The organism is Dokdonia sp. PRO95, from assembly GCF_000355805.1.
In the GTDB taxonomy this organism is placed as follows: domain Bacteria; phylum Bacteroidota; class Bacteroidia; order Flavobacteriales; family Flavobacteriaceae; genus Dokdonia.
Map to the genome: position 1 here is coordinate 444,467 of NZ_CM001837.1, position 25,360 is coordinate 469,826.

Consider the following 25,360-nt stretch of genomic DNA (forward strand, 5'->3'; position numbering starts at 1 on the left):
GGACTTACGGTTATAGCGGATTTGTAAATATGGATAAGTCGAAGTCTATAATCCAAAGAAATAATAATACCATGAGAATAAATATAATGGCGATTGTACGGTTATATCCACCTTTACGACTTTCTTGAAGCTCGTCCCACGCAGTAGTAATTTTTTTCTTAAGCCCACCGTTGTAGTCGAGCGTTTTACGGTGCTCATCAAAGCGTCCTTCTATCTTAAAAGGGCTCCCTTCCTTATCGCTATTATAATAGCGCGGCTCGTAACTATACTTCTTATTTGTGCGTTTTATAATTCCCATAATACTATTGTTTCAAAGATACAATTTCGTATCCAAAAAGCGTACCGTTCCATTCATTCTCCCTACAGAATTAAGAACAATCATATTAAAAAGAAGCACAAATAGCACGACAGCTACTGTGAGATATAGTAGGTAGTTATTTGCTTATTACGCTTTCGCGAAAGCGTAACCCTACACAATTTAAAACTTTGCGTCTTTTCTTAATTGCGCCATTTTTATAGCTGCAATCGCTGCTTCCGTCCCTTTATTACCATGTATGCCACCACTACGAGCTCTTGATTGCTCTATGTTATTATCTGTAAGCACACAGAAAATAACAGGAATATCTTGTTGTAAGTTCAAGTCTTTAATCCCTTGAGTCACTCCTTCACATACAAAATCAAAATGCTTAGTCTCACCTTGAATCACGGTACCTATGACGATAATAGCATCTAGCATATCATATGCTTGCGTCATTTTTTTTGCTCCATAGATGAGCTCAAATGCTCCTGGAACATTCCAACGCACAATATTGTCATTAATCGCTCCACAATCCTTTAAAGCGTCAAATGTGCCTTGAAAAAGTCCCTCTGTGATCTCATCGTTCCACTCAGAAACAACAATCCCAAACTTGAAGTTTTTCGAGTTTGGGATGGTTGTTTTATCATAGGCCGAGAGGTTGTTACCTACTGTTGCCATAATAATAATTTATGTTACAATGTAAAGCGCTCTTGCGCTAGACACTATGTTATTGTGCTGCTTGCGCGCGACCTAAGTATAAGTCTACTTGACTTGCATACTCAGATGTTGCATACTCTTCCTTAATACGAGTAAGATGCTTTACTGCTGCGTCCATCTTTCCAAGATCGATTGCTGCTACACCTGCTTTAAATAAGAAACGTGGTGTTGTAAAGTCATTTGCATTCATCCCTGCTGCTTTCTCATAATAATCAAGAGCCTCATCTGCTTGACCTAGTTGCATGAATGCGTCACCTATTGCTCCTTTTGCAAGTGGTGCTAGCATTTTATCATCACTAGAAAAATCTTGCAAGTGAGTAATTGCGTTTTGATAATCTTTAATCTCAAGGTAAGACATTCCAGCATAATAGTGAGCAAGGTTACCAGAAGGAGTTCCTCCATAGTTATCTGCTACGTCTAAAAGACCGTACTTACCGTTCTTTCCATTAAGTGCCACCATGTATAGTGAGTCTTTAACAGAAGTATTTGTTGCTTCTAGTGCTGTTGTAAAGCTCTCTTGAGCTACTACAAGCTCATTTGCAGCTTCTGCTCTTGCAGGTTCTGCAATAAATTTATTGTATGCTAGATACAATAAAGCAATAACTAGGATAGCGATGATAACTCCTATTACAGGTTTTTGGTTTTTCTCAAACCACTCCTCTGCTCTATTGGCTCCTTCATCTAGTGATCCAAAGACCTCTGCAGTTGTGCTTTCGCTATCATCTATAAACTCTTCAACTTCTTCCTTTACAGGCTTCGTTTTCGGTTTATATCCTCTTTTATTATATGTTGCCATATTTCGTCGTTTATTAGTCGGGCAAAAATATAATATTTATTGAATTATGAAAGGGAAATTAATGCTTAATTTTGAAGACTAATAAAGCACTATTACTAGATGTACTAAGCTTTTGCAAAAGCGTTGCACACCTACACCACCCTATGATTCTAAAATCTCTCTCCCTTATTAACTACAAGAATTTTGAGTCCAAGGACTTTATCTTTGATGCAAAAATAAATTGTTTCGTTGGAAATAACGGCGTGGGGAAGACTAATATACTTGATGCGATTTACCACTTATCCTTTGGTAAAAGCTACTTTAATCCCGTTACAAGTCAAAACATAAATCACAGTGCAGATTTCTTTGTGGTTAATGGCGTTTATGAAAAAGATGACCGTGAAGAGAAAGTTGTTGTTAGCGCAAAAAAAGGCAGCAAGAAAGTTATAAAACGCAATGCCAAGGTGTATGAGCGCTTTGCAGATCACATAGGTTTTTTACCGCTTGTTATTATTTCTCCCGCAGATAGAGATTTAATTACCGAAGGAAGTGACACCCGCCGTAAATTTATAGACGGCGTGATCTCACAAAGTGACAAAAGCTACTTATCTAACCTTTTAGGTTACTCAAAAATATTATCACAACGCAACGCACTCCTTAAATACTTTGCTGCAAATAACACTTTTAATGCAGATACACTTGCCGTGTACAATGAGCAACTAGAGGGTTTTGGAACTCCTATCTTTGAAAAGCGCAAACAATTTTTAGAACGTTTTGCACCAATATTTAATGAGCGCTACAAAGCAATAAGTGGTGGTACAGAACATGTTACTCTCACATACAGTAGTACCTTAAGCGACATGCCTCTTAAGCACTCGCTTACCAATGCACTAGCAAAAGATCGCTCCTTACAATACACAAGTGTAGGTATTCATAAAGACGACCTCCAATTTGAAATCAATGGACATCCCGTAAAGAAGTTTGGGAGTCAAGGACAGCAAAAATCATATCTCATTGCCTTAAAACTAGCACAGTTTGATTTTATAAAACAAGAAAGTGGCACCACGCCCTTACTGTTACTTGATGATATTTTTGACAAGCTGGATGAGAGCCGAGTGCAACATATCATTGAACTAGTAAACACCAATGATTTTGGCCAACTATTCATAAGTGACACCCATCCGGAACGCACGGAAAGTGTGGTTAAAAATATTCATCAGAGTTATGAGCTTTTTCATCTGGAACGCGCTCAATAAGACATTCTTTTTATCGTATTTTGCATTTCAACTTTTAGTACACTTTCGTGAAAAATTTATACCTACTACTCATTCTAGCCATCACTCTAGGCTGCACACAGTCTAATGAGGAAAAACTAAGCCACATAAGCGGTTATTGGGAAATAGCTTCTATTGAAAATCCTAACGGACAAGTAAAAGAGTTCAGCATGAGTCAGAATATTGACTTCTTTGAAGTAAATGCAGACGGAAAGGGTGTTCGTAAAAAAGTACAACCTAACATAGTAGGAGAATTTACAACGTCGCAATCTAGCGAAAACATCAATGTAGTTTACAAGGGTGATTTATTACTACTAGAATATGCTACAGCTATGGACACCTGGCAAGAAACCGTAAAGAAAGCAACTACAGAAGAGCTAGTCTTAATTAACGAAGATGGACTCATTTATACCTACAGAAAATACACACCCCTAGCACTCGATTAATGGCAAAAAGAAATACAGACCCTATATCTATAAGTCAAGCCTTGGGAGAATTTGTTGAAAAGAACAAACTCAACAAAGGAATAGACAAAGTAGACGTGACAGGCGCATGGTTTGCACTCAATCCAGCGTTTGAGACCTACACTACTTCCATACGTTTTGAAAGGGAAACACTATTTGTAAATCTAAGCTCTTCTGTCTTTAGAGAAGAACTCTCTTATGGAAAGGAAAAAATTCTTAAAATGATCAATGAAGAATTAGGCAGAGAGGTTGTGAAGAAGATTGTGTTGCGGTGAAATCTTGATTGAAGGGTTCAGGTTTAAAGTTGAAAACCACTTTATCTATCTGCCGTGATACTCCATATTAGGTAATGGAGCATCGTTTTTTAGATATTTATCAAACCAATTAATAACGTCTTTGTTAACTTCTGTTCTGAATTCTCTAATTCCGTGATCTCCTCCTTCAAAAATTTTCAGTCGATAAGGGATTCTATATTTCTCAAATTCAAGTGCTAGCCTGAGCGATTTTTCAGCCTTTACTCTCCAATCTGAATTCCCGTGAAGCATTAATATTGGAACATCTTTAGGAAATTTGTTAGCCCAATAAATTGCTGAACGGCTTTCTAATTCTTTCTTTTTATTTATCTCATAATTGGGGATTAACTCAGCAAATACATTAGTTTCCATTTCTGGTCTATCTATTTGTGTTAAATCACTCTCTGCCCCTCCCACAACTGCAGCTTTAATGTTATCTGAATTTTTTAAAGCAATATAAGTCATCATTCCTCCTCTACTCCAACCATACATTCCAATTTTTTCAGTATTAGCACTCTCTACTTCTTTCAGGACGTCCGTTAAAATTAATACATCATTAATATCTTTACCGCCAAATTCTTCTTTGCCTTCACCACCTGCGTTACCCCTATATTGACTAGCTATTACAACGTAGCCTTCTTTTGCCATTTCTCCCAAAGTTGTAACGGCTCTACCAACATTCAATGCACCAAAATCTCTATTACCGCCTCTATTATAAATAATACACGGATAATTCCCTTCTTTTTTTGGCTTCACCATTAATCCTTCGACTTTCAAGCCATCGCTTAGGTAAGTAATACCATAAATATCAATGCTATCTAAATACTTAAAGTGATCTTTATATTGAACGACCCCATCCTTATACTCTATAAGATTGGGATATACTGGATCTTCTGATAGCTCTATAATTCGAGAATCAATAATTAATTTCTCAGATTGAGCTTGACAACTAAGAAATGTCAAGAAAATTAAAGCCAAATAAGACATTCTCATATGTAATCATTTTTGTGATAGCTAAAAAAGACACAACCCTAAACTTAGGAAAGTTACATACGCTCTGGAACGTCAATCCCAAGTAAGCTAAAGGCACTTTCTATGACCTGCCCTACTTCTTTACTTAGGGCTACACGGAAACTTTGATCCTCTATATTATCTGTACCTAGAATCTGCACTTGCTGGAAGAATGAGTTATATTCTTTCACTAAATCATAGGTATAGTTGGCTATGATTGCAGGGCTCTTCTGTGCTGCAGCCAGCTGTATGGTTGCTGGATATTCTTGTATGATTTTAAGTAATTCTTTTTCTTTAGGATGCAATGTTCTCTCTTGAGCAACATCCACAGGCACACCCATCTCTTTTGCTTTACGCAAGATTGCTTGGATACGTACGTAAGTATATTGAATAAATGGACCTGTATTCCCTTGAAAGTCTACAGACTCCTTAGGGTCAAATAAAATACGCTTCTTAGGATCTACTTTTAATATGTAGTACTTAAGAGCTCCAAGACCTATCGTCTTATAAAGTGCTTTCTTCTCTTCTTCAGAATAGCCTTCTAGTTTCCCTAGTTCCTCAGAGATTTCGCCTGCTGTTTGTGCAACTTCGTTAATTAGATCATCTGCATCTACTACAGTTCCTTCACGAGATTTCATTTTTCCAGATGGAAGATCTACCATTCCATAACTTAGGTGAAATAGGTTCTCTGCCCAGTCGTATCCTAGTTTTTTAAGAATCAAGAATAATACTTGGAAGTGATAATCCTGCTCGTTACCTACCGTATAAATCATACCACCTACATCTGGATGGTCTTTTACACGCTGTATTGCAGTACCAATATCTTGCGTCATGTATACTGCAGTACCATCTGCACGCAATACAATTTTTCTATCTAAGCCATCTTCTGTAAGGTCACACCATACAGAACCATCTGGATCTTTCTCAAAAACTCCCTTTGCAAGACCTTCTTCTATATTATCTTTTCCTAGAAGGTAAGTATTACTCTCATAGTAATAACTATCAAAATCTACTCCTATATTTTTATAGGTAACCTCAAATCCGTCATAAACCCACTGGTTCATCTTCTTCCACAAAGCAACAACCTCAGCATCTCCTGCCTCCCACTTGCGTAGCATTTCTTGAGCTTCAAGAATGAGCGGAGCTTCTTTCTTTGCTTCTTCTTCTGTTTTTCCAGCAGCAATTAAATCTGCTATTTGCTTTTTATATTCTTGGTCAAACTTCACATAATAATTCCCAACGAGCTTATCTCCTTTAAGACCCGTAGACTCTGGCGTCTCACCATTACCAAAACGCTCCCAAGCAAGCATAGATTTACAAATATGAATCCCGCGATCATTAATAATCTGCGTTTTATACACTTTTGATCCTGCAGCTTTAATAATTTCAGACACAGAGTATCCTAGCAATACATTACGCACGTGACCTAAGTGAAGTGGCTTATTTGTGTTAGGTGATGAGTACTCCACCATTACTGCCTTTCCAGCTTCTGGAGTTCTTCCAAAATTTTCGGCTGCTTGTATATCTGCAAATGAAGACATATAAAAGCTATCTGCAATTACAAGGTTCAAGAAACCTTTAACCACATTAAATGCAGTGATCTCTGCCACATGCTCCACAAGGTATTCCCCTATTTGTGTCCCTATTTGCACAGGGTTTCCTTTTACCACTCTAAGCATCGGGAAGACTACCACCGTAATATCTCCTTCAAATTCTTTCCGCGTTGCTTGAAATTCTACTTCAGCAAGCGTTGCGTTGAATAGTTGGCTTACTGCCGTTTTTACGTGAGTTTCAATGGTAGATTGTAAAGACATAGATTCTTAATGATTGGTACTGGTTGGGTTTGTTACGCTTTCGCGAAAGCGTAATAGAAACATTTATAATACGTAAAAATCCCCTATTTACGGGTATTACGTGAAGCACAAAGATATGTGAAAATTGAAAGTTAGCGCACAGAATCCATAGCGAAACTCGTATCTTTAAAAGAAAAAATGCTATTAAATGTATCTTACAACAACCCAGATGTAAAACGTAAAATAGATGCCGAGGTGGGTGAAGCCTTTGGACTACGCGAGCGTATCAAACAAGGCGGCATAGGAATAGGCCACCTAGTGATCACAGAATCAAGTGTACAGATTCAAAATTTCCTTGCGCTTGATAAATATCGCAACAAGTGCAACATAGAGTTGCGACCACGAGGAATTATCGTAGGCTTTAGAGCATTACTAGACAGTTATGCGCTCATAATTCCGTACTGGAAATTAAACCTCTACAAAGGACGCGCCGAGGAATATAGCATCTATCGTGACAACTATTTTATTAAGATAGAGGCAAAAGCAAAGGATAAAAAAGTGCACAACTTTATCAAACGCATTCTTCAAGAAAAAGCTACACTAGCTCCTACTAACATAGACGATCTTTAAACCTTATGAAAATCTTACTCACAGGAGCAAATGGCTATATCGGGATGCGCCTACTCTCCATGTTACTAGAAGCAAAACACGAGGTTATTTGCGCGGTGCGCAATGAAGCCAGACTTTCTGTATCAAAAAAAATAAGAGAGCAAATCACCGTTGTAGAAATTGACTTTCTAGATGAACCAGATATTTCAAAAATACCTGTAGATATAGATGCGGCTTATTACTTGCTCCACTCTATGAGCTCAAGTACATCAGATTTTGACGAGAAAGAAGAACTTTCGGCAATAAATTTTAATAAGTACATCGCTCCCACAAATTGCAAGCAAGTCATTTATCTAGGCGGTATCGCAAATGACAAAACACTAAGTAAGCACTTAAAATCAAGACAAAATGTAGAGACTACATTGCGCAAAGGTAAAGCTGCGCTTACCGTATTGAGAGCAGGAATTATAGTAGGTTCTGGAAGCTCATCTTTTGAAATCATAAGAGATTTATGTGAGAAGTTACCGGTGATGATTACTCCAAAATGGGTGCAAACCAAATGCCAACCTATAGCCATACGTAATGTGATGCAATACCTCACAGGCGTACTAGGTAACGAGCAAACGTATAATGACCAGTTTGACATAGGCGGTCCAGATGTGCTCACGTATCGCGACATGATGCAGCGATATGCAAAAGTGCGCGGCTTGAAATTATATATACTGACCGTACCAGTTATGAGTCCAAAAATATCCTCTTATTGGTTGTATTTTATAACCTCTACATCTTATAAACTCGCGCTCAATCTTGTAGATAGCATGAAAATAGAAGTAGTCTCAAAAGATACTAGGCTGCAAGATTTACTACAAATAACACCTATTTCTTATGAGGAGGCTATTAATTTGGCTTTCGCCAAAATTGAACAAAACCAAGTAGCCAGCTCGTGGAAAGATAGCCTCGTAAGTGGCCGACTCAAAACGAATCTTGAAGAATACATACAGGTACCCACATATGGATGTCTTAAAGACAGGCAGACTATACGGCTCAAAGACAGAGAACTCGCTCTGGAAAATATCTGGGCAATAGGTGGTGATAGAGGCTGGTATTATGCAGACTGGCTCTGGAAAATACGCGGATACATAGACAAACTTGCAGGTGGAGTAGGCTTGCGCCGTGGAAGAACACATAGCAATAAAATTTACACAGGTGACGTACTTGACTTCTGGAGAGTACTACTCGCAAGTAAAGAAGAACCTAGACTACTACTCTTTGCCGAAATGAGAGTGCCTGGCGAAGCCTGGCTAGAGTTTACCATAGATGAAAACGACGTATTACATCAAACAGCAACCTTTAGACCTAAAGGACTGTTTGGCAGACTATACTGGTATAGCATGCTGCCTTTTCACTACTTTATTTTTGGAGGTATGATTAGAAATATAGCTACTAAAAGATTTAAGTAGCATATAAAAAAGGCGTACTAGAAAAAGTATAATTGAAAGATTATATGGTTCCTTTTTAAATCCTACTAAAAAAAATTACCTGTACTGCTTGCGCAGTTAAATTATAAAAATGAAAACTACAAACATTTTTAAAATTGCTACTTTCAAAACTTATATCCAGAACGCCTATATGATAAATATAACGTCTTATTTTTTAAAAACCAATGATTCATCAATGCTTTAGATGAACGACACAATGTTCATTCATAAAATAAGATAAACCATAGATTTTACAACTAGCCGCCTTCATGAAGCAGCTATGAGATATTACTATTTCTTAGGTAGAAAAACTTCTGCCATCATGCAACGGGCACTACCACCTCCACAAGTCTCAATAGTACCTAAGTCACTACTTAATATTTTACTGTGTCTTTCTATCTTCTTTACCTGATCTGAAGTAAGGCTTTGATGTGCATCTGCACTCATCACAAGATACTTCTTATCATCTGCCCCTAATACTTGAAGCATGTTCCCAGCAAAATGATGCATTTGATCTTCTGTGATTGCTATAATCTCTTTGTTAGTTGCCTTTAAATGCTTCAGTACATTTTTACGTTCCTTCTTATCATCAATAGTATCAAGACAAATCACACAAAACTCTTCTGCAAGACACATCATCACATTAGTGTGATAAATAGGTAGACGCTCTCCGTTTACAGTTTGATTTGCCGTAAAAACAATAGGAGTATATTCAAAATCCTCACAGAATTCTATAAAAAGTTGTTCATCTGCTCTTGCAGATAGTGCGCAATATGCGCGCTCATTCTGGCGATCCATTAAAATACTTCCAGTACCTTCTAAGAAAAAATCTTCCTCTTCTGCCTCTGTGTAGTCTATGACATTGTTAATCTGAAAACCTTCTTTCTCAAGACGCACAAGTACTTCTTCTCTGCGCTCTCTTCTTCTATTTTCGGCAAACATTGGGTATAATGCAACATCACCATTTTCATGAAAAGAAACCCAGTTATTAGGGAATACAGAATCTGGAGTATTACCCTCCTTATCATCATTTTCAACAATAACATTTACTCCTACAAATCTCAGTTTAGCTACAAAATCATCAAACTCTTGTTGTGCTTTTGCATTAATCTCGTCATTTTTAATACTAAGATCCTCTTGAAAATAATTATTTACTGCCGTTTCTTCATTCATTCTAAACTGGATAGGGCGAATCATTAAGATGGTATTGGTTATTTGTCGTAATGCCATGAGTGTATAATCTTTAGGTTAAAAGTAGCGCATGAGTCGCTTAGAAATTTTAAATTCTATATCGATTGCGAAGTTAATTTGAAACTTGATTAAGTAGTGTGATTTGGTTTACTTTTTTTTCAAAAAGCTTAAGAAAGGAATAACAGAAAAAGCAGCTCTAAAGCTTAGCTACTAAATGGTCCATAATCATCTCTGCATGTACTCGAGTATTTTCAATAAAAAATCTACTGGTCTTGAGACCTCCAGCAGCTACACCGGCAATAAAGACATTTTTAAGAGGGGTCTCTAAGGTTTCTTCGTTATAAATAGGAGTCTTAAACTCCTCGCTCCCTATTGGTAGGTTTAAATTCTCAAAGAGCTTGTAGTTAGGTTTGTAACCTATCATTGCAAGCACAAAATCGTTCTCTATAGCAACTAAGCCTTCTGGAGTCTTAATCGTGACTTCTCTCTCAGTGATATCAACAACCTCTGAGTTAAAGTGCGCGTTTATTGAACCTTCCTTAATTCGGTTCTCGATATTAGGTTTGATCCAATATTTTGTTCGGCTATTTATTTCTGATCCACGTACCACCATAGTCACCTTAGCTCCTTTATGATAGGTTTCTAGTGCTACATCGCAAGCAGAGTTTGCAGCACCTATGACCACTACATGCTGATCTACATATGGATGCGGACTATCATAAAAATATTTGACTTTTGATAAATCTGCACCTGGCACATTAAGCTCTCTAGGTATATCGTAAAAACCAGTTGAAACAATGACTGCCTTGGTAAAAACATCACCTTTGCCAGTTACGACCTCATAACCGTCGTCTTTGGGAGTCATTTTTTCTACAGCAGTATATAAGCTCACATTGAGCTTATACGTTTCTAATACTCTACGGTAGTATTCTAGTGATTCTTTGCGAGTAGGTTTATCACGATCTGACACAAAAGGCACCTCTCCTATTTCTAGAAGCTCTGAGGTGCTAAAAAAAGTCATGTTTTCAGGAAAATTATATAAAGAATTTACCAGCACTCCTTTTTCAACTATGATATAATTGAGTCCTTTTTTTTGCGCAGCGATTCCACAAGCAAGACCTATGGGACCAGCTCCTATAATAACAAGATCGTATGATGATTTATCTAACATTATCTATTTCTCCAGAAAAATGGGGTTAATAAAATAAGTACTGTAAATAACTCTAAACGCCCTATTAGCATTAAAAATGCCATCCACCATTTTCCTCCTAGTGGTAGCCAGCCATAATTATCTACTGGACCTAGACCTCCAAAGGCAGGACCTACGTTTCCTAGCGCAGATGCTGCGCCTCCAAGTGCTGTTCTAAAATCTAGTCCCATTGATGCTAGCACGCTTGCCCCTATGATCCACGATAGCATGTAGAGTATAAAGAAGGCGAGTATATTAAAAATAATAGACCTATCTACAGATTTTGTATTGTAACGCACAGGTAATATTGCGTTAGGATGTAATGTTCTTTTAAACTCTACGAGCGCATTACGAATGGTAAGTAAATGCCTCACCACCTTAATCCCTCCAGAAGTAGAACCTGCAGAACCTCCCAGAAACATTAACCCAAAAAAGATTACAGTAAGAAATGGCGTCCACATCGTATAATCTGCAGTGATAAAACCTGTTGTTGTAATTACTGCAAGTACTTGAAATAAAGCGTGACGCACAGATGCTTCTGCTTTACCCCATACCATGGGATGATCTATACTAGATAGCCCTAGGTCTACATTGAAGTAAATCACCAAAGAAGCAATAATTCCAAATCCAAACACAAATGCCATATAAAGACGAAACTCCTCATCTCTAAATATTTTCTGAATTCTGCCTTTAAAAGCAAAGTAACTAAGTACAAAGTTGGTACCCGCAAGAAGCATAAAGAAGATTATTATGTATTGGATAAGCGGCTTGTCATTCCAGTATGCAACACTTGCGTTTTTAGTAGAAAAACCACCTGTAGACAAGGTACTTAACGCATGATTAATTGCGTCAAAAAATGACATACCCGCAAGTTTTAGTAAGATAGTTTCAATCACTGTAAAACTCACATAAATCAACCAGAGACGCTTTGCAGTATCAGTGATTCTTGGGTGAAGTTTATCTGCGCTAGGCCCTGGAGCTTCGGCAGCAAATAATTGCATTCCACCTATTCCCAGTAGTGGTAATATTGCTATTGCAAGAACTATAATTCCCATTCCCCCTATCCAGTGTGTCATAGAACGCCAGAACAAAATACTCTTGGGTAATGTTTCTATCTCATTTAAAATAGTTGCTCCCGTAGTGGTATAACCACTTATAGTTTCAAAAAAAGCATTTGTAATACCCGGTATAGCACCTGAAAAAAGGTAAGGCAGCATACCGCTTAGTGACATAAATAACCATCCAAAGGTCACAATAATATATCCTTCACGCTTCTTAACTTCTTTCTCATGCCCTCTAGTAATGAACATGAGCAACATACCCACAAACGAAGTAATCAAAGCCGCAGCAGATACTTCTAGCATTACACCATCTTTGGTTATAAAACTCACAAGCGCTGCTATAAGCATAAAGCCACCATTAAATAACAGTAGCACACCCATTAAATGAAATATAATCTTGTAATTAAGTTTAGGCATGGGGCTAGATAAACATTTCTTCTACTTTCTTAATAGATCGTGGTAAACAGCATACCACCACGCGATCTCCTACTTCTATTCTAAAATCCCCAAGCGCTATAAGGCCTTGATCATTACGCACAACTCCTGCAATGGTTGCAGAGCGAGGAAAATCTATATCTCTAATGCGCTTACCTTGTACCGCAGAAGAACCTTTTACAATAAACTCTAGCAGCTCAGCATTCATATTATTGAGCTTTGTCATTGCAACCACCTCTCCTTTACGGATGTATCTAAATATATTATTTGCTGCAAGTAGCTTTTTATTAATCAAAGTATCAATCCCTATACTCTGTGAGAGCTGGAAGTAATCCATATTTTCTACTAGTGCAATCGTTTTTTGAACACCTTTAGACTTAGCAACTAGACATGACATAATATTAGTCTCACTATCACCTGTAACAGAGATAAAGGCATCCATGTCGTGTATGTTTTCTTCATCTAGCAGTTCTACATTACGTCCATCACCATTAATGATTAATGCTTTAGGATGCAAATCTGCAAGATCTATTGCTTTGTCACGATTTTTTTCAACTAGCTTGACATTAAACTTATCACTACAAAGATATCTAGCAGTTTTAGATCCTATCTGACTGCCTCCTAAAATCATTACATTTTTGATTTTCTGGCGCACCTTACCCGTAAGCTTGTAAATTTCTTCAACGCCTCCTTTTACAGTTACAAAATAGATATGATCACCTTCTTTAAAGATAGTATCTCCCCTAGGTATGAGTGTATACTGAGTTCCTACGCGTTGAATCGCAATAGGCATAAAGTGTAGTTTAGGAAAAATCTTTGCAGCTTCTTTAACGCTTTTACCCACAAAAGAGGCCGTGCGTGATAAAGTAGTACCTACCATTGTAAGAGCACCATTATCAAACTCAAAACTATCTGAAAAACCACTTTGATTGAGTAATAATTCAATCTCACTCGCGGCTAGACTCTCTGGCGATATCAACTCATCGATACCAAACTTTTGAAAACCAGCAAGATCTTTGTGCTTTATAAACTCTGTATTAGAGATACGAGCAATAGTTCGCTTTGCGCCTAGCTGCTTTGCAAGTACACAGACAGTAATATTAGTCGTTTCACTAGCAGTTACCGCAATAAGTAGATCTACACCATCTACGCGAGAGTCTTGCAATATCGCTATGGAGGTTGCATCACCCTTGATTGTCCTAATATCCAGATGTGTATCTGCATAAGAAAGACTTTCTCTATCGGTATCAATTAAGGTAATATCTTGAGATTCGTAAGAGAGTAATTTAGCTAAGTGAAAGCCTACTTCCCCTGCTCCTGCAATGATTATTTTCATAAATGGGTGTGCTCAAAAATGCCTACAAAGATAATACTTTGATAACCGATTAAAAAAATGCAGCCGTTAATCCTTTGACCGACTCCTATTTATTGGTGCGCTTTCGCGAAAATTTGAACACATTTCCTTAAAAAGCACATCATGGACACTATAAAAGGTCATAATTATAGTTTAATATGCATCATCAAAATGACCTTAGGTGAGGTTAATCACATTTTGGCGAAAGCCTTATCTTTGTAAAAAAAAAGGCAATGTCTAAGAAAGTAACACCCTATAAGTCTTCTGAGCAATCAAAAAAAGATCAGGTCGAGCAAATGTTTGACAATATCTCTGGAGAATATGATGGGCTTAACCGTGTCATCTCTTTTGGTATCGATGTAAAGTGGCGTAAAAAAGTAGTGCAACTAGTTGCAGATACAAACCCAACTTCTATTCTTGATATTGCAACAGGAACTGGAGACCTCATCATTAATATGGCTAGTACAAATGCTAGCAAGCTAGTAGGCCTTGATATTTCTGAAGGAATGCTCTCTGTAGGCAGAAAAAAGATAGCTTCAAAAAAACTAGATAGCCGCATCGAGATGATGCAGGCAGATAGTGAGAATATGCCCTTTGAAGACAGCAGCTTTGACGCAATCACGGTCGCTTTTGGGGTGCGCAACTTTGAAACACTAGAAAAAGGCCTTGCCGAAATTTTACGTGTACTTAAACCAGGTGGAATCTTTGTGATATTAGAAACCTCTGTACCTACAAAAACACCTTTTAAACAAGGGTATAATTTTCACTCTAAAGTAATCTTACCTACCGTGGGTAAACTGTTTTCTAAAGATAAGAACGCTTATGGTTATCTAAGCGAAAGTGCAAATGCATTTCCTTTTGGCGAGAAACTAAACAATATTTTACGTAAAATTGGGTTTAAAGACGTGCAACACAAACCCCAAACCTTTGGAGTTGCAACAATTTATACTGCTACAAAATAATTTTATGCGTACATACATTGCTGTAATAGCACTTGTTTTAAGTTTCTCAACGGCCCAAGGTCAATGGCTCTCTAGAGCACGAGTTCAGAACGATCAAAATTTTGACAAAAAACCAATCTCTTGGGGATACTACTTTGGTATAAACTCCATGGATTATAATTTTGACTACCAGACAGATCAAGAAGATATTCAAGTAGAACGTTCTGTAGGATTCAATGTAGGTATCGTGGGTGATCTTAGACTTTCTGAGTTTATAAGTTTACGCACAGAACCTGGACTCGTTTACACACAGCGTAACTTAATGTATGCTCCAGATGCTCGTTTTGACAATGAAAGCGATTTACTAAGAGAAGTACCATCTACTTACATCTATCTCCCGCTTGCTCTTAAATTTAATACGAGAAGACTTAATAATGTGCGTCCCTACGTTCAGTTTGGGGTCGCTGCGGTTACTAACTTATCTAGTAACGAGCAAAACCCAGATGACAACTTTGCTGGACAGTTCCGTACTACTTCAAATCCTTTCTTTTATGAGATGGCTATAGGCGTGGAGCTCTACCTCTACTACTTTAAGTTTATCCCAAGTATAAAAGGAGTATTTGCAACCTCTGACGAGCTTGTAAGAGACAACAGTCCAAACAGCCCGTGGACAGGTAATATCAACAAAATGCAAACACGCGGTGTGTTTTTAAACTTTACTTTTCAGTAATACTTACCCTCGTTTAAATTCGCTCAGGCAGATGGCTGTTGCCGTAGCTACATTGAGACTTTCGGTCGCTTGTACTTCGCCAAATCTCGGTATAGCAATACGATTAGATACTAAAGATTCTATTTCTCGAGAAATACCATTTGCTTCATTGCCCATGATAATAACTCCTTCTTGCGGCAAACTTGTCGCATAAATATTTGTACCATCCATAAAGGTTCCAAAGACTTCTCTACTATCATCTTTTAGGTATTCATCTAGATGGGTATACACCACATTTACTCTTGTTAATGAGCCCATAGTAGCCTGCACTACTTTAGGATTATAACAATCTACAGTTCCTATAGAACACACGAGTTGCTTAATGCCAAACCAATCACACAAACGTATAATCGTTCCTAGATTACCTGGATCTCGCACATCATCTAGCAACAAGGTAAGCCCAGATCTATCTAACTCTGCAGCCTCTGGCATTCTAAAAGTTGCCACTGCTTTTTGCGAAGTTTTTAAAAAAGTAATTTTCTTTAAATCTGCAGCACTCACCTCCTGTACTATCGCCTGATTTTTGTTTTGTAACGCTTTCGCGAAAGCGGAAACATCTTCTGCATATAGTTCTACAAGTTCTAAGTCCGAATGAAGCAGCTCATGTACCACCTTAATTCCCTCAGCCACAAAGACACGCTCACGCTGTCTGTACTTTTTTTGACCTAAACTCGTTATTCGTTTGATTGTATTTTTGCTTACCACGATTAAGATGTACTTTTGAGATGATGAAAACGCCCTTTTGAAAAAGACTTTTACAAAAATATCACTAATTCTGCTAGTGGCGGTGTTTCTATTAGGTTGTGACGCAACAAAGCGCGTACCAGACGATGGACATCTACTCACAGAAAACACCATTTATGATGGTGATAAGAAAGTAAGTGAGAGCCGCCTTTATAATTTTCTTTACCAGAAACCCAATACTACGCTACCCGGATTAGGAATTCCGCTGCGACTTTATATTTACAATCTTGCGAGACCTAACATAGATTCTGTACTCGATGCGCAAAGAGCAGCAAGCAAAGATAGATTCACCTTCTGGGAACGCGTACTTTCTCGCAAGCAAGTAGAAGCTGCCCGCAACTTTAAAAAGAGCATCAATACAGGAATTAAAAATACCGGAGAAGCTCCTGCCATAGTTACAGATGCAATCACGCAAAAATCTGCACAACGCCTTAATTCATACTATGTAAACAATGGATACTTTAATGCTACTGTAGATTATGAAATTAAAAAAGACAGCAACCAGCGCGCCAGCGTAGATTATAAGGTAAGTAAGCGTAAACCTTATTATTTAGATAGCATAAAACCTATTATAGCCTCCCCAGTAGCAGACTCTATATACCAAGTACACAAAAAAGCTTCTCTTTTAAAGCCAGGCGCACGCTATGCAACGAGTAATATTAATGCCGAAACACAACGTCTTACAGAACTCTTTAGAAACAATGGCTTATATCATTTTGAGTCAGAATATATACGTCTCGTAGGGGATACCGTAAACACAAATCATAAAGCCAACTTAGAGTACATTATAGACAACCCTACAGAAAACATAAACGACTCGATTTATGAAGTACCGTTTAAAGTTCACAATGTTTCTGAAGTAAATATTATTACAGATTACAGTTATGCCAATAGAGACAAACCATTTAATGACTCCTTAGTTAAAGATGGTTTTAAGATCTATGCTTATGATAAAATAAATTACAGACCTAAGGCCCTCACAGATATTATCCCTCTTAAACCAGGCGACATTTATAAAGATAGAGATCGCATCCAGAGTTTAAGCAGACTAAGTAGACTTGGCACTTTTAAATACCCAAGTATTCAATACATGGAAGACCCTGCAGATAGCACAAGGTCTGATCTTATTGCAAGCATAAGACTCTCCCCTCTTGAGAAATATAAATTAAGAGCAGACTTTGACGTCTCTACTTCAAACATTCAAGATTTTGGGATTGCGGGATTTGGATCTTTATTGATACGTAATATCTTTAGAGGTGCCGAAACCTTAGAAATTTCTGCTCGTGGAAGCCTTGGAGCATCAGACGATGCTGCAAATCCTGATGATAGTTTTTTCAATATTTCAGAAATAGGTGCAGATGTAAGACTCACATTCCCTCGTATTTTTTTCCCAGTGAGTACAAGCGCTCTCATTCCAGCCGAATGGCAACCTAACACTCGTTTTAATCTTGGTATAGGAGTACAACAAAACATAGGTCTTGATAAACAAACGGTAACCGCGGGACTTACCTACAACTGGAGTCCATCGTGGAAACGCAGCTTTAGTGTAGACCTCATCAATGCTCAATATGTGCGCAACCTAAACCCTAATAATTATTTTAATATCTATAGAAATAGTTATGAAGATCTCAATACCATCGCACGCAACAATGAAGCAAATATCAACCCTGGATATTTTATAACCGATGAAAATGGCGATAGAAATCTTTCTATACCCACAGGAGCAGAGCAGTTTATAAATGACGTAAACCGTAGCCAAATAGACAATCTAGTGCAAGACGATATAGATGATATACGAGCGATAGGAGAACGCCAAGAGCGACTTACAGAAGACAACCTTATTGTATCCTTAAATATATCACACACTTATGACAATAGGGAAAATCTGTTTGATGAAACCTTTAGCCGACTGAGAACTCGTGTGGAACTTGCTGGTAATGCGCTAGCACTTGCCGGAGGAATTGCAAACACAGAGAAAAACGAAGATGGAAACAAAAGCCTTTTTGGTGTTGTGTATTCTCAGTACGTAAAAACAGAAATAGAATACTCACGTCACTGGGATCTGGGAGAAAATAACATCATTGCAGCAAGAGCCTTTGGCGGTATTGCAATTCCTTACGGCAACTCTACGAGTATCCCTTTTATACGTAGTTTTTTTGGTGGAGGCTCTAATGATAACAGAGCTTGGAGAGCTTATGACCTAGGCCCAGGAAGCAGTGGCAGTCCTAATGAGTTTAATGAAGCAAACATGAAACTTGCCTTCAACCTTGAGTACCGTTTTGATTTAATAGGTCCTATTGAAGGAGCGCTATTTACAGACGCCGGAAATATCTGGAATGTTTTTGATAATGTAGAAGACCCTAGATCGCGCTTTAATAATATCGCTAGTTTAAAAGATCTTGCGGTAGGCTCAGGTTTTGGACTCAGGTGGGATTTTGACTTTTTTGCCCTTCGCTTTGATGTCGGCTTTAAATCTTACAACCCAGCACTCCCAGAAGGTGATCGCTGGTTTAAGGAATACAACTTCTCAAATGCAGTTTACAACGTGGGGATTAATTATCCTTTCTAGTAACCCCTCCATCTTCTTATTATTTACTCTAGAGTTTTATGGAGAGTTTCTATTGCTTTTTTTCGCTTTCGCGAAAATGTGACAAAGCTAAAACGTTGTCGTAGTAACCTCCATATGCCGGCTACTTTCCGAGTAATATTTGTTATTTTTACTGCACTAATCTTAAACAACAACAATGTCGCATTCTATAAAACCAGGTGTAGCCACGGGCCACGAAGTACAAGCAATTTTTAACTATGCAAAAGAGAAAGGTTTTGCCCTTCCTGCGGTTAATGTAATTGGGTCTAACAGTATCAACACGGTTCTAGAGACTGCAGCAGCGCTTAATGCTCCTGTAATTATCCAGTTTTCAAATGGTGGAGCTCAGTTTAATGCTGGAAAAGGATTAAACAATGACAACCAAAAAGCAGCCGTACTAGGAGCTGTAGCTGGAGCAAAGCACGTACACGAACTTGCAAAAGCATACGGAGCAACCGTAATTTTACACACAGATCACTGTGCAAAAAAATTACTTCCTTGGATGGACGGGATGCTTGATGCAAATGAGGCTTACTATAAAGAACATGGTCATTCACTCTTTAGCTCTCACATGATTGACTTAAGTGAAGAACCACTTGAGGAGAATATTGAGATTTGCAAAGGATATCTTGAGCGCATGGCTAAGATGGAAATGACACTTGAGATAGAATTAGGTATCACTGGTGGTGAAGAAGATGGTGTAGATAACAGTGATGTAGATGATTCAAAATTATACACACAACCAGAAGAAGTTGCTTATGCTTATGAGGAACTAAGTAAAGTAAGTGATCAATTTACGATTGCTGCAGCTTTTGGAAATGTACACGGAGTTTACAAGCCAGGTAACGTAAAGCTTACTCCGAAGATTCTTAAAAATTCTCAAGAGCATATCTCTGAGAAGTATGGAAAGGAGCACAACCACATTGATTTTGTATTTCACGGAGGAAGTGGATCTACCGTAGAGGAAATACGTGAGGGAATCTCTTACGGAGTTATCAAAATGAACATTGATACAGATTTACAATGGTCTACTGCAGAAGGTATCCGTGATTATTTTGGAGAAAATGCTGAGTATCTTAAAACTCAAATAGGAAACCCTACTGGTGATGACTCTCCAAACAAGAAGTTTTATGATCCTCGCGTATGGTTACGTAAGGCAGAAGGAACAATGGGAGCACGTCTTAAAAAGGCTTTTGAAGATTTAAATAATATCGATACACTATAGTATCAACACATTATAAAATTTGTAAAAACGGATTGCATCAAAATTGATTTGATGTAATCCGTTTTCCGTATTTTTACAGCTTGCATTAGTAATTAATGAGTCCTTAAATTGCTAGGACTTACTTTCTGATACAGGAAAGAATTTATTTATAGTTATAACATTTTCGCGAAAGCGGAATAAATACCATTAACCAAATTCAAACATAATATGGCTTGGTTCAAACGTAAAGAAAAAGGAATACACACTGCAACAGAGGACAAAAAAGATACTCCTAAAGGGCTGTGGTACAAATCACCTACTGGAAAGATAGTAGATACAGAAGAGCTAGAAAAGAATTTCTACATCTCACCTGAGGATGGATACCACGTACGAATAGGTAGTAATGAATATTTTGAAATCCTCTTTGATGATAATAAATTTAAAGAGCTAGATACCAAACTTACTTCTAAGGACCCTCTTAAATTTGAGGATAAAAAGAAGTATGTAGACCGTCTCGCTGCTGCTCAAGAAAAAACAGGTCTTAAAGACGCTATTAGAACTGCCGTTGGTAAGTCTAAAGGTGCAGATATTGTAATAGCTTGTATGGACTTCAGCTTTATAGGTGGGTCTATGGGAAGTGTTGTAGGTGAAAAAATTGCACGTGCTGCAGATTATTCTCTTAAAAACAACATTCCATTTATGATTATCTCTAAATCTGGAGGTGCTCGTATGATGGAAGCGGCATTATCACTCATGCAACTTGCAAAAACAAGTGCTAAGCTTGCTCAACTTGCAGATGCAGGGATACCTTATGTATCGCTTTGTACAGATCCTACTACCGGAGGTACTACAGCATCATTTGCCATGCTTGGGGACATTAACATCTCTGAACCTGGTGCACTTATAGGCTTTGCAGGACCACGTATTGTACGTGATACTACTGGAAAGGAATTACCAGAAGGCTTCCAAACAGCAGAGTTCTTGCAAGAACACGGTTTCTTAGATTTTATCACTCCGCGTCAGGAATTAAAAAACAAAGTAAATCTTTACTTAGATTTAATCATGAATCGAGCGGTTAGAGCTTAATCATTATAAAATATAAAAAGAGGCTAAACGTAATGTTTAGCCTCTTTTTTATAACATCACTTATGAGATTTTTTATCCCCATCATTTTAATATCATGCTTATTATCCTGCAATAAACAATTGAAATACGAGGATTATGATGAAGATGATTTTAATGAAGTACAAGGGTTAATTATTTCTGCAATTCCAGACGGTGATCCATTTAATAGCTCTTCAGTAAAAAATATAAGATACCAATATAACTTAGATCAGAGCCCACCTCTTATAGGCTTTGAAAATATTAATATGTTTGAAGCTCAAAGAGGATATCCTTTGATAGTTTTAGTTCACAAAGAAGACATGAGCATAAGTTTTTATGGAAGAGTCGGGATACTGGACAGTCTGAATACTAGAGAAAAATCTTTTCTGATGAAACATTTTCAAGAAGAGTTAGAGAAAATGGAATGAAATTTTACTTCTCCCTATCAATCACATAATTCACCATAAGCTCAAGAGAGTCACGGTACACAGACTTAGGATATGTCATTAAGATTTCTAGCGCTTCTTGCTGTAATCCCTTCATCTTGGTAATAGCATATTCCAGACCACCATTGTCTCGTACAAAGGCAATTACTTCATTTACACGCTTCTTATCTGTATTCTTATTTTTAATACTATTGATGAGCCAATTTTTATCTTTTTTAGAAACGGTGTTCAGTACATAAATGAGCGGTAAGGTCATCTTTTGCTCTTTGATATCAATACCTGTAGGTTTCCCAATTTTGGCAGTACCGTAATCAAACAAGTCATCTTTAATTTGGAAAGCCATACCTATAAGCTCTCCAAATTTATGCATGCGCTTCACCTCTTCATCTTTAGCATGAACAGCACAAGCTCCCATAGCACAACAAGCCGCAATGAGCGTTGCTGTTTTTTGTCTAATAATTTCGTAATACAAATCTTCTGTAATATCTAGCTTGCGGGCTTTTTCTATTTGGAGTAATTCGCCTTCTGAGATTTCTCTCACCGCAACAGATATAATTTGCAATAAATCTGTATCGCCATTATCTATAGAAAGCAACAGTCCCTTTGAGAATAAAAAATCTCCAACAAGTACTGCAATCTTATTTTTCCATAATGCATTAAGCGAGAAGAAACCTCTACGAATGTTACTATCATCTACTACATCATCATGTACGAGACTAGCAGTATGGATTAATTCTATAACCGAAGCCCCACGATAGGTGCGGTCGTTTACCTCTCCATTGTTCATCATCTTTGCGGTAAGAAAGACAAACATAGGGCGCATTTGCTTCCCTTTGCGGTTTACAATATAATGTGTGATACGATTGAGAAGAGCCACCTTAGAGCGCATAGAAAGAGAAAACTTTTCTTCAAAAAGCTCCATTTCATAAGCGATGGGTTCTTTAATCTGTGCTACTATTTTCATTATAGTAAAGATAAGTAACAGCTACTTTGCATCCTATTGCTTATTAGCTAGTTGTCCGCAGGCTGCATCGATATCTTTACCTCTTGATCTACGCACGGTTACTGTCACACCATTTGCTTCAAGCACTGACACATAACGGTCTAAAGCTTCAGGATTTGCTTGCTGGAACTGACCATCATCAATGGGGTTATATTCAATGATATTTACTTTGCTAGGTACTGCTTTACAAAAGTCTAACAAGGCCATAATATCTATCTGACGATCATTAATACCATCCCATACCACGTATTCATAGGTTATACGTTTCCCTGTTTTTTGATACCAGTAAATAAGCGCCTCTTTAAGATCTGCAAGTGGCATTTGCTCATTAAAAGGCATAATCTCTGTACGCACATCATCAAGCGCAGAGTGTAATGAAACAGCAAGGTTAAACTTCACCTCATCATCTGCCATTTTCTTAATAATCTTAGGCACTCCAGAGGTAGAAACCGTAATGCGCTTAGGAGACATCCCTAATCCTTCAGGATCTGTAATCTTATCAATCGCTTTAATGACATTATTATAATTCATTAAAGGCTCTCCCATTCCCATAAAGACAATATTAGAGAGCGGCTTATCGTGATATAGTCTACTTTGTCTATCTATCACGACCACTTGATCTACAATCTCATCTGGATTGAGATTACGCATGCGTTTTAAACGTGCGGTAGCACAAAACTTACAGTTAAGGCTACAGCCTACTTGTGACGAAACACAAGCAGTTGTTCTATTTTTTGTAGGAATCAATACAGACTCCACCATGAGACCATCATGTAACTCTACTCCATTTTTTATAGTACCGTCACTACTGCGCTGCATCTGGTCTACACGGATGTGATTAATCACGAAGTTTTCATCTAAGAGTATACGAGTATCCTTAGAAAGGTTTGTCATATCAATAAAGTCGTGTGCGCCTTTTTGCCACAGCCATTCATATACCTGATTTCCTCGGAAGGCTTTATCGCCTTGAGCTACAAAAAAATCTCTAAGCTCTTCCTTACTTAATTTACGTATGTCTCTCTTATCTGTTTTCACAATGCAAAGGTACGTAGTTGTTTGTTGGTTTTCACGTTTGAATACAAGCTTACTATTAAAAGCTTTTCAATACTATCAAAACAATGACACACAAACCTATTTCAAATAAAAACGCCAGACTTCTTAGGGAGAAACTAGCGTTATAAACTCATAAAATAATTGCATTTTTAGTCCAGACTATCTTGAAAAACTTTCAAACCTATGCCAGATTCAAAAGAATAATTTAAAGCAGATAGGGAGCGTTCTAATGCACCTATCACACAAAGCAAATCATTTGCCGACACAGATCCCATGTGCCCTACTCTAAAGTAATTGGCTTTGATTTCTGAGAGCAAGCCTCCGGCCACAATCACATCATCTTGCGTCATATTTGCTCTCAAAGCAGCCCCATCAAGACCCTCTGGATAGTACACTGCAGTAAGCGTACTCGCAGCAATCTCTTCTGTTTTTGGTAATATATCTAAATCTAAAGAACGGATTGCAGCTCTAAAAGCACTAGCAAGACGCTCATGCCTATGTACTCTTGCGACCATTCCTTCACTACAAATTAATTGCATACTTTTTTCAAGTGCAAGAATTAAGTTAACAGGTGGCGTGCCAAAATAAGATGGACGCCTTTCCTCATATGCTGTCATAATGGGCAACCAGTTATTCCAAGATGCATAGTAATTTTGAACAGGTGTTTTTCGGTTTTTCCACACTTCTATTGCTTTTTGCGATGCTACTAGTAATGCTAATCCTGGCGGCACACCTATTGCCTTTTGAGATCCTGTAAGGACCACATCTACACCCCAGGCATCTTGCAAGATTTCTTGACCAGCTACAGAGCATACTCCATCAAGTATAGTAAGTACATTATATTTTTTTGCAAGTTTACACAGAGGCTCTGGCGCCACCATGACACCTGTAGATGTATCTACATGCGTGAAGGTAACTACCTTATATTTTTTTGTTTTAAAAGCCGCTTCTATCTCCGTTAAAGACACAACCTCGCCTATAGGCGCACTTAATATGGTCGTATCTGCACCATAGGTTTCCAGTATATCTTTAAAACGTTCTCCAAAATAACCAGAAGAAACAACTAGCGCAGCATCTCCTTTTTCTATTAGATTTGCAGCTGCCATATCCATCGCAAGCGTACCACTCCCTGCCACTACAAAAGGCTGTCCACTCGGAGCATTCCACACTTCACGCATCATATCTAGACTATTCCCAAAAACCTCTATAAAATTTGGTGCAACATGACTCGCAGTAGGAACTGCCATCGCTTGTAACACATCTGGCTCAAATTCTATTGGACCAGGGATCATCAGTAGTTTTCTGCTTTTCATTTTTGCTAAGATTTTAATGATACTTTTTAGGTTTTCCTTTTCCTATTTACTTTAAAAATATTTCTTCTTATAACGCTTTCGCGAAAGCGTAACATAGTAAACATCATGCACTACAACTATTTATCAAGATAGCAATCTAATTAAATGTCAGGGTAAAATGACGCAATTGTAGACATTATTATCACCCAAATAAGAATTTCTGAACGAAAAAGGCGGCATACACGACACCGCCTTCCCAACAATTAACAATTTGT

The 25,360-nt window shown here is 37.8% G+C and carries 24 protein-coding genes; 11 read left to right on the forward strand and 13 right to left on the reverse strand.

What is annotated here, in order from left to right; all coding sequences use genetic code 11:
* Positions 1 to 10: 10 nt before the first annotated feature.
* The 3 genes from D017_RS01835 to D017_RS01845 all read right to left on the reverse strand — a co-directional run bounded on the left by D017_RS01835 (position 11) and on the right by D017_RS01845 (position 1,811).
* Positions 11 to 298, reverse strand: coding sequence for a hypothetical protein (locus D017_RS01835; protein WP_035334344.1), 288 nt, complete (start codon positions 296 to 298; stop codon positions 11 to 13).
* 180 nt (positions 299 to 478) lie between these two features.
* Positions 479 to 976: a 6,7-dimethyl-8-ribityllumazine synthase gene (ribH, locus tag D017_RS01840; protein WP_035334346.1), complete on the reverse strand. Its 498-nt coding sequence runs from the start codon at positions 974 to 976 to the stop codon at positions 479 to 481.
* Between the two features lie 49 nt (positions 977 to 1,025).
* Positions 1,026 to 1,811 carry a tetratricopeptide repeat protein gene (locus tag D017_RS01845; protein WP_035334348.1) on the reverse strand — a complete coding sequence of 262 codons (786 nt, stop codon included), beginning with the start codon at positions 1,809 to 1,811 and terminating at the stop codon, positions 1,026 to 1,028.
* A gap of 143 nt (positions 1,812 to 1,954) precedes the next feature.
* Here D017_RS01845 and D017_RS01850 point away from each other — a divergent pair, with 143 nt between their 5' ends.
* The 3 genes from D017_RS01850 to D017_RS01860 are packed head-to-tail and all read left to right on the forward strand — an operon-like array spanning position 1,955 to position 3,803.
* A complete protein-coding gene (locus D017_RS01850) occupies positions 1,955 to 3,046 on the forward strand; it encodes a DNA replication/repair protein RecF (protein ID WP_035337815.1) in 1,092 nt (363 codons plus the stop codon).
* A gap of 47 nt (positions 3,047 to 3,093) precedes the next feature.
* The gene (locus D017_RS01855) at positions 3,094 to 3,510 is read left to right on the forward strand and encodes a hypothetical protein (RefSeq protein WP_035334350.1); all 417 of its coding nucleotides are present in this window, start codon (positions 3,094 to 3,096) and stop codon (positions 3,508 to 3,510) included.
* Entirely contained in the window at positions 3,510 to 3,803 is a 294-nt protein-coding gene (locus D017_RS01860; RefSeq protein ID WP_035334352.1) for a DUF721 domain-containing protein, read from the forward strand. Before D017_RS01855 ends, D017_RS01860 begins: the two co-directional genes overlap by 1 nt.
* Positions 3,804 to 3,848: 45 nt before the next feature.
* On the opposite strand, the gene D017_RS01865 is transcribed toward D017_RS01860, so the two are convergent.
* Complete coding sequence (locus D017_RS01865; RefSeq protein WP_051583771.1) at positions 3,849 to 4,814, reverse strand: prolyl oligopeptidase family serine peptidase; 966 nt, start codon at positions 4,812 to 4,814, stop codon at positions 3,849 to 3,851.
* 53 nt (positions 4,815 to 4,867) lie between these two features.
* Positions 4,868 to 6,646, reverse strand: coding sequence for an arginine--tRNA ligase (gene argS, locus D017_RS01870; RefSeq protein ID WP_035334354.1), 1,779 nt, complete (start codon positions 6,644 to 6,646; stop codon positions 4,868 to 4,870).
* A gap of 177 nt (positions 6,647 to 6,823) precedes the next feature.
* On the opposite strand from argS, the gene D017_RS01875 reads away from it, so the two are divergent.
* On the forward strand, positions 6,824 to 7,255 hold the full coding sequence (locus D017_RS01875; RefSeq protein WP_035334356.1) for a hypothetical protein: 432 nt from the start codon (positions 6,824 to 6,826) through the stop codon (positions 7,253 to 7,255).
* Between the two features lie 5 nt (positions 7,256 to 7,260).
* Positions 7,261 to 8,694 (forward strand): SDR family oxidoreductase, encoded by a 1,434-nt coding sequence (locus tag D017_RS01880; RefSeq protein ID WP_035334358.1) that lies wholly within the window; start codon positions 7,261 to 7,263, stop codon positions 8,692 to 8,694.
* Between the two features lie 309 nt (positions 8,695 to 9,003).
* Here the strand turns inward: D017_RS01880 and D017_RS01885 are convergent, their stop codons facing one another.
* From D017_RS01885 to trkA, 4 genes are all read right to left on the reverse strand, one after another.
* On the reverse strand, positions 9,004 to 9,942 hold the full coding sequence (locus D017_RS01885) for an arginine deiminase-related protein (protein WP_035334359.1): 939 nt from the start codon (positions 9,940 to 9,942) through the stop codon (positions 9,004 to 9,006).
* A gap of 157 nt (positions 9,943 to 10,099) precedes the next feature.
* Complete coding sequence (locus tag D017_RS01890) at positions 10,100 to 11,074, reverse strand: YpdA family putative bacillithiol disulfide reductase (RefSeq protein ID WP_035334361.1); 975 nt, start codon at positions 11,072 to 11,074, stop codon at positions 10,100 to 10,102.
* The gene (locus D017_RS01895) at positions 11,074 to 12,570 is read right to left on the reverse strand and encodes a potassium transporter TrkG (RefSeq protein ID WP_035334363.1); all 1,497 of its coding nucleotides are present in this window, start codon (positions 12,568 to 12,570) and stop codon (positions 11,074 to 11,076) included. The genes D017_RS01890 and D017_RS01895 overlap by 1 nt, the downstream gene beginning before the upstream one ends.
* Before the next feature lie 4 nt (positions 12,571 to 12,574).
* Positions 12,575 to 13,924: a Trk system potassium transporter TrkA gene (gene trkA / locus D017_RS01900; protein WP_035334365.1), complete on the reverse strand. Its 1,350-nt coding sequence runs from the start codon at positions 13,922 to 13,924 to the stop codon at positions 12,575 to 12,577.
* Positions 13,925 to 14,175: 251 nt separating this feature from the next.
* Here trkA and ubiE point away from each other — a divergent pair, with 251 nt between their 5' ends.
* Entirely contained in the window at positions 14,176 to 14,904 is a 729-nt protein-coding gene (gene ubiE / locus D017_RS01905; protein WP_035334367.1) for a bifunctional demethylmenaquinone methyltransferase/2-methoxy-6-polyprenyl-1,4-benzoquinol methylase UbiE, read from the forward strand.
* Between the two features lie 4 nt (positions 14,905 to 14,908).
* Entirely contained in the window at positions 14,909 to 15,613 is a 705-nt protein-coding gene (locus D017_RS01910) for a porin family protein (RefSeq protein WP_035337822.1), read from the forward strand.
* A gap of 3 nt (positions 15,614 to 15,616) precedes the next feature.
* Here the strand turns inward: D017_RS01910 and D017_RS01915 are convergent, their stop codons facing one another.
* Entirely contained in the window at positions 15,617 to 16,357 is a 741-nt protein-coding gene (locus tag D017_RS01915; protein ID WP_035334369.1) for an RNA methyltransferase, read from the reverse strand.
* A gap of 37 nt (positions 16,358 to 16,394) precedes the next feature.
* Here D017_RS01915 and D017_RS01920 point away from each other — a divergent pair, with 37 nt between their 5' ends.
* The 4 genes from D017_RS01920 (at position 16,395) to D017_RS01935 (ending at position 21,719) form a co-directional block, all read left to right on the forward strand.
* The gene (locus D017_RS01920) at positions 16,395 to 18,965 is read left to right on the forward strand and encodes a BamA/TamA family outer membrane protein (protein ID WP_035334370.1); all 2,571 of its coding nucleotides are present in this window, start codon (positions 16,395 to 16,397) and stop codon (positions 18,963 to 18,965) included.
* A gap of 175 nt (positions 18,966 to 19,140) precedes the next feature.
* On the forward strand, positions 19,141 to 20,208 hold the full coding sequence (gene fbaA, locus D017_RS01925; protein WP_035334372.1) for a class II fructose-bisphosphate aldolase: 1,068 nt from the start codon (positions 19,141 to 19,143) through the stop codon (positions 20,206 to 20,208).
* A 207-nt stretch (positions 20,209 to 20,415) separates the two neighbouring features.
* Positions 20,416 to 21,273, forward strand: a complete 858-nt coding sequence (gene accD / locus D017_RS01930) for an acetyl-CoA carboxylase, carboxyltransferase subunit beta (RefSeq protein ID WP_035334374.1) — start codon at positions 20,416 to 20,418, stop codon at positions 21,271 to 21,273.
* Positions 21,274 to 21,392: 119 nt separating this feature from the next.
* Positions 21,393 to 21,719 (forward strand): hypothetical protein, encoded by a 327-nt coding sequence (locus D017_RS01935; RefSeq protein WP_035334376.1) that lies wholly within the window; start codon positions 21,393 to 21,395, stop codon positions 21,717 to 21,719.
* A 4-nt stretch (positions 21,720 to 21,723) separates the two neighbouring features.
* On the opposite strand, the gene D017_RS01940 is transcribed toward D017_RS01935, so the two are convergent.
* From D017_RS01940 to D017_RS01950, 3 genes are all read right to left on the reverse strand, one after another.
* Positions 21,724 to 22,701, reverse strand: coding sequence for a polyprenyl synthetase family protein (locus tag D017_RS01940; protein ID WP_035334378.1), 978 nt, complete (start codon positions 22,699 to 22,701; stop codon positions 21,724 to 21,726).
* A 33-nt stretch (positions 22,702 to 22,734) separates the two neighbouring features.
* Positions 22,735 to 23,775, reverse strand: coding sequence for a 23S rRNA (adenine(2503)-C(2))-methyltransferase RlmN (gene rlmN, locus D017_RS01945; RefSeq protein WP_035334380.1), 1,041 nt, complete (start codon positions 23,773 to 23,775; stop codon positions 22,735 to 22,737).
* A 167-nt stretch (positions 23,776 to 23,942) separates the two neighbouring features.
* Entirely contained in the window at positions 23,943 to 25,106 is a 1,164-nt protein-coding gene (locus D017_RS01950; RefSeq protein WP_035334382.1) for an alanine--glyoxylate aminotransferase family protein, read from the reverse strand.
* Between the last annotated feature and the right edge of the window lie 254 nt (positions 25,107 to 25,360).